Origin of the sequence: Candidatus Aegiribacteria sp. (genome assembly GCA_021108005.1) — a bacterium.
Taxonomy (GTDB): Bacteria; Fermentibacterota; Fermentibacteria; order Fermentibacterales; family JCC-6; genus Aegiribacteria.
Map to the genome: position 1 here is coordinate 1 of JAIORS010000095.1, position 5,410 is coordinate 5,410.

Consider the following 5,410-nt stretch of genomic DNA (forward strand, 5'->3'; position numbering starts at 1 on the left):
TATCCTTCATACTGCCAACCGGAAGATGAAATCGTAGGTGAGATACTAAAGGCGAATGGTCTTGAAGCAATCCCAATAGATTGCAGAGATATCATTCTGACACAAAGCGGATTGCATTGTATATCAAAGACAGTACCCAGGCAAATACTGGCAGATACCGCTGTATGAACCAGACCCAGCGGCTAAGCGAGGAGCTAAGGTAATTCCTGTGCAGGTTATACAGAATATTGTAGAGCATCTTTAACGGTTCCAGGTTCAGCGGCAATCTAGTATCTTCGTTATCCGGAATGTAAGCGGAAGGAGCGGTTACTTGAAAATAGAGAAATGCGGAATTGAAGGTGTACAACTTTACATATTACAGAAATTCCCGGACAGAAGGGGAAGCTTCTTTGAGCTTTTCAGGAAGGAATGGATCCCGGAGGTATTTGACGAAAGGTTTCAGATCAACTGTTCATGGTCCAGGGCTGATGTACTCAGGGGGCTTCATTATCATAATCATCAGTGGGATTTCTGGGTTCCCTTGAGCGGAAATATGACTGCTGGCCTTGCGGACATGCGAAAAGATTCATCAACATATGGTAAATCTTTATCCCTGGAACTTGGCGGAGATGTACCACGGGGGCTGCTTATTCCACCAGGAGTAGCCCACGGTTTTGCTGCCAGAACGGATCTTACTCTTGTGTATGTTGTGAGTAACTACTTTGATAACACAGATGAACATGGGATACCCTGGAACGATCCGGGAATATCAATCGAATGGGGTATTGAAAATCCTGTTGTTTCCGAAAGGGATGCTCATAACGAACGGTACAAATGGGACTGATTGGAGAAAGGCACCCTTGAAGGGTGCCCTTCTTCTAATGGTACCGAAGGGGGGACTTGAACCCCCACGAGGAAAACTCCTCACTAGGTCCTGAACCTAGCGCGTCTGCCTATTCCGCCACTTCGGCTCTTTTGTTCGGCGATTCTAGGAACAAAATTGTAAAAAGTCAATACTCAGCTTACCGAACTGAGCTATATGTTGTATATTTTGCATCCGGCGAAAGGTCGAATATATGAAAGAAGACATAAAGGTAATTGCCCGAAACCGTAAGGCTCGTCACGAGTACGAAATCCTGGATACAACGGAAACGGGACTTGTGCTGGAGGGTTCGGAAATAAAATCCATAAGGGAAGGAAGGATCAGCCTTATCGGAGCATACGCCTCGTTTGATGACAATGGAGAACTCTGGGTTCATCATATGCATATTGCGGAATACCCCCAGGCGAGAGATAATCATGAACCATACCGCGACAGAAAACTGCTGGCGCACAGACGCCAGCTGAAAAAAATGAACAGGATGGTTCGTGAGAAAGGTTATACACTCATTCCTCTGGATGTTCATTTGAAAAGGGGAAGGGCGAAGCTGGAACTGGGCGTTTGCAGAGGCAAGAAACAGTACGATAAACGTCGGGATATTGCCGAGCGGGACAGTGAAAGGAAGATCAGAACAGAAATGAAGAGGGTGTCCAGAGGGCATGATTAACCTTAACCTTCTTTTTCTAATTGCAGCCATCACGGGCGGAACGGTAACAACCCGTATCATCCCCAGGTACGACGGACTGCTGATGGAACTCACCTCCGATGCCGAAATAACAGACAGTGTGACCGTTACTGGATATTTCGTGAACGTAAGGCCTGGCAACAGAGTCGTTATGCCTGAAGCGTATCTCCCATTCTGGGTGTACGGCTGGGAACCTGATACTGATTCCTGCGGCTTTACCGTTGAGCTTACCGATGCGGTTGATTCCCTTGATTACTCCCTATCGGAAGACGGCAAGGTGCTGCTGCTCTTCTTCAGAGCCGCAGAACCACTTGTTTTCCCGGAATTATCATGGAACGGCCCCCCTGATGAACCTGTTTACATTGATTCAAGCCTGGCATATTCAGATTCATCGATAATCGCAGCCCTGGAACTGGGGCAGCAGTCTCCATGGCTTGATGATTTCGACTGCATAGTAATAGACCCGGGTCATGGCGGCAGGGATCCCGGAGCTGTCGGTCCCGCAGGCACTTTTGAGAAGGACAGGGCACTTGAAATAGCCCTTCTGGTGCGGGATATACTTAATATCCGAAGACCCGAACTGGAAATTATTATGACCAGAAACACCGACTGCTACGTATCACTCGGAGCCAGAACACGGTTTGCCAACGCCATGAAGGCCGATCTTTTTATCAGTATACATTGCAATGCGGCCGTGAATTCCTCTGCCAACGGTTTCGAGACATTTTTCCTCTCAAGGGCAAGATCTGATGACAGTAGAGCGGTTGAAATGCTGGAAAACAGTGTGATAGAGTACGATGAAGGCTACAATGCAGTCGATCATGGTTTTCCGGAGGATGCGCTTTCGTTTCTTCTGGCTGATATTGCCCAGAATATATACCTGGAAAGAAGCAGCTCTCTTGCTGTCGCTATCCAGGAGAGCATTGCGGAAAGCTTTACCGGAAGTTCGAACAGAGGAGTTAAGCAGGCAGGATTTTATGTACTCCGCGGAGCACTGATGCCATCCGTTCTGGTTGAGATAGCTTTCATCTCAAACCCGGGCGAAGAACGTATGCTTCAATCACTGGACTTCCGTCTGGCCTCCGCAGAAGCTATTGTAGATGCTGTTCTGACATTTGCTGAACAGCAGTAATGGAGGATATCTGATGTTTAAGCTAGAAAGTGGTGATCTCAGGGGAATCCTTATCCGTCTGGGTGTAATCGCTGGTATTATCGTTCTTACATATTTTGTGATTTCTTTCGGCATGAGAACAGTCAATAAATCCATGGGGATAGAGGAGAACCCTGATGAAACCGCTTCCGACGTTGAGCTTTACACATCTCCGGAAGAACTCTATACATCGGAGAACAGGGTAACGCTGCCTGAAATTGAAGACCTGCCCGAAGGACCTGAAGCATCGTGGGAGATTACAGCGTGTTCCATTTTCGTTTCGGAATCATCCCAGCCGATTATCGATTCTCTTCCTATTGCGTCAAATACTATGGATAAACCGCTCGAAGCTCTGTTTCTGGTTGAAAGATGGGCCAGTGAGGCTGGAATAGAAGATGAATTCATAGATCAGGTTTACGTATTTACGAAATTCGATACAATTTATGTTGACATTCCTTATGAAAAGGATTTCCTGGGTCTGAAACTGACAATTGAGAATCGCTTTATCTGTTTTACCCGCCTGTTTCCCCTTGTAGCTGGAAATCTGCTTTCTTCCTATCCTGAAGGTATTCCCCTGAGGGGTATAGAAGGGGTATTCAGACAGTGAATACAGGAAAAATCGGTATTTTCGATTCAGGGGTGGGAGGCCTTACCGTTGTAAGAGCTGTAAACGAACTCCTTCCGAGCGAATCGGTTGTCTATTTTGGTGACACTGCAAGAGTACCCTACGGCTCGAAATCCCCTGAGACCGTAATCAGGTTCTCCATGGAGGATGCGGAATTCCTGATTGGAAAAGGAGTTAAGCTTCTTGTTGTGGCGTGCAACACATCATCATCGGTCAGCCTTCCCGCTCTCAGGGAGTTTTCAGATGTACCCGTAACAGGTGTAATTATTCCCGGAGCAAAAACAGCATCTGAAGTGACGAAATCCGGGGTAGTAGGTGTTATAGGAACTCTGGGTACTATTTCCAGTGGTGCTTACCAGAAAGCTCTTAAATCCTATGATTCAGTCAACAGAGTTATAGCCCAGCCCACACCTCTATTGGTTCCTCTTGTTGAAGAGGGATGGCTTGACCACAGGATAACCGAGATGGTGCTCAGGGAATACATGGCACCCCTTGTCAGTGAGGGTATCGATACACTGGTTCTGGGTTGTACCCATTATCCTCTTCTGAAAAATGTGCTTTTAAAGGTTCTCGGAGAAGATATCAGACTGGTTGATTCTGCAGAATCAACAGCGCTTGAGGTTGCCTCCATCCTTGATGCGAAGAGTATAAGATCCGATAACATCCATGGAGAGAACAGTTTTTATGTCAGTGACATACCCCTGAAATTTCAGGAAATCGCTCAGAGGTTTCTGGGTAAGGCAGTGCCCCTTGTCACCCATATTGAGGTTGGTGAACCTCATTGATCGGCGGGAAGCAGTGATCCTGTACGAGTTAGGAGCCTGATGAGAGTAGACGGACGCGAAAAAGACGAACTCAGAGAGATAGAAATAGAAACCGGTTATCAGCCATTGCCCGACGGCAGCGCTCTTATTACCTGGGGAGAGACAAGGGTTCTGTGTTCCGCGACCGTGGAATACAGGGTTCCGTTTTTCCTTACCGGCAAGGGTACAGGCTGGGTTACCGCTGAATACGGAATGCTTCCAGGCAGCGGCAACAGGAGGATAAGAAGAGAACGCAGCGGTGCGAAGGGACGGACACAGGAAATTCAGAGGCTTATAGGAAGAAGCCTGAGGCAGGCTGTTTTCCTCGATAAAATGGGTGAGCGGACAATAACGATAGACTGCGATGTTCTTGTTGCCGACGGAGGAACAAGAGTGGCATCCATAGTAGGTGGTGCCGTTGCGCTGAGACTCGCGATCAAAAGACAGATCGTGGAGAGGAAGATGAAGGAGGACCCGTTCAAGGGTTATGTAAGCGCCATCAGTCTCGGCGTTGTCGGTGAAGATATTCTTCTAGATCTGTGCTACGATGAGGATTCCAGCGCCATCATGGATATGAATGTGGTTGCCAGCGAATCGGGTGAACTGGTTGAGCTTCAGGCTACAGCTGAGGGAGGGACAGTTCCCCTTGATACGGTCAATATAATGACAGAGAAAGCTATAAGCGCTATCGGGGAGATGATCATTCCGCTTCAGAGAGAGGCTACAGCGGAATGAAACGCATTGTTCTTGCTTCTGGAAACCCGGATAAGCTCACAGAATTGAGATATCTTCTTAAAGACCTCGAAATCGAAGTGATTTCTGTATGCGATCTGATTCCGGGCTGGTCCATCGAGGAGACAGGCGCAACCCTCGAGGAGAACGCCTATCTCAAGGCCAGGGATGTAGCTGAGAGGACTCAATTGCCTGCAATTGGAGATGATACGGGTCTTTTTGTAGATGTACTCGGTGGAGCTCCGGGCATCTACGCCGCCAGATTCGCAGGATCCGACTGTTCGTACAAGGACAATATCAACAAACTTTTACAAACAATGCTCTGCGAAGAGAACAGGAGAGCGTCTTTCAGGACTTCCGCTGTCTTCGTGTCATCCGAGATGGAGTTCAGTGTTGCGGGTGAGGTTACCGGTGTGATAATAAAGGAACCTGATGGAGAAGAAGGATTTGGCTACGATCCGGTTTTTCTGCCGGATGGCATTGACCATACGTTCGCAAGATGCACACCCGAAGAAAAACACCGCATAAGCCACAGAGCCCGCGCTATGCTGAAACT

7 protein-coding genes and 1 tRNA gene are annotated in these 5,410 nt (G+C 47.8%); 7 read left to right on the top strand and 1 reads right to left on the bottom strand.

Annotated features, from left to right (window positions below; genetic code table 11):
- The first annotated feature begins 310 nt into the window (after positions 1 to 310).
- Positions 311 to 823 (top strand): dTDP-4-dehydrorhamnose 3,5-epimerase family protein, encoded by a 513-nt coding sequence (locus K8S15_05455; GenBank protein MCD4775484.1) that lies wholly within the window; start codon positions 311 to 313, stop codon positions 821 to 823.
- 38 nt (positions 824 to 861) lie between these two features.
- Here the strand turns inward: K8S15_05455 and K8S15_05460 are convergent.
- Positions 862 to 950 (bottom strand) — tRNA-Leu (locus K8S15_05460).
- A gap of 105 nt (positions 951 to 1,055) precedes the next feature.
- Here K8S15_05460 and smpB point away from each other — a divergent pair.
- The 6 genes from smpB to rdgB form a co-directional block, all read left to right on the top strand.
- Positions 1,056 to 1,526, top strand: coding sequence for an SsrA-binding protein SmpB (gene smpB / locus K8S15_05465; GenBank protein ID MCD4775485.1), 471 nt, complete (start codon positions 1,056 to 1,058; stop codon positions 1,524 to 1,526).
- On the top strand, positions 1,519 to 2,676 hold the full coding sequence (locus K8S15_05470) for an N-acetylmuramoyl-L-alanine amidase (protein ID MCD4775486.1): 1,158 nt from the start codon (positions 1,519 to 1,521) through the stop codon (positions 2,674 to 2,676). Before smpB ends, K8S15_05470 begins: the two co-directional genes overlap by 8 nt.
- Positions 2,677 to 2,689: 13 nt before the next feature.
- Positions 2,690 to 3,301 (top strand): hypothetical protein, encoded by a 612-nt coding sequence (locus tag K8S15_05475; protein ID MCD4775487.1) that lies wholly within the window; start codon positions 2,690 to 2,692, stop codon positions 3,299 to 3,301.
- Positions 3,289 to 4,104, top strand: coding sequence for a glutamate racemase (gene murI / locus K8S15_05480; protein MCD4775488.1), 816 nt, complete (start codon positions 3,289 to 3,291; stop codon positions 4,102 to 4,104). Before K8S15_05475 ends, murI begins: the two co-directional genes overlap by 13 nt.
- A gap of 39 nt (positions 4,105 to 4,143) precedes the next feature.
- Positions 4,144 to 4,857, top strand: coding sequence for a ribonuclease PH (gene rph, locus K8S15_05485; GenBank protein MCD4775489.1), 714 nt, complete (start codon positions 4,144 to 4,146; stop codon positions 4,855 to 4,857).
- Positions 4,854 to 5,410 (top strand): RdgB/HAM1 family non-canonical purine NTP pyrophosphatase (rdgB, locus tag K8S15_05490; protein ID MCD4775490.1); only part of this gene is annotated, 557 nt, incomplete at its 3' end. The genes rph and rdgB, both read left to right, overlap by 4 nt.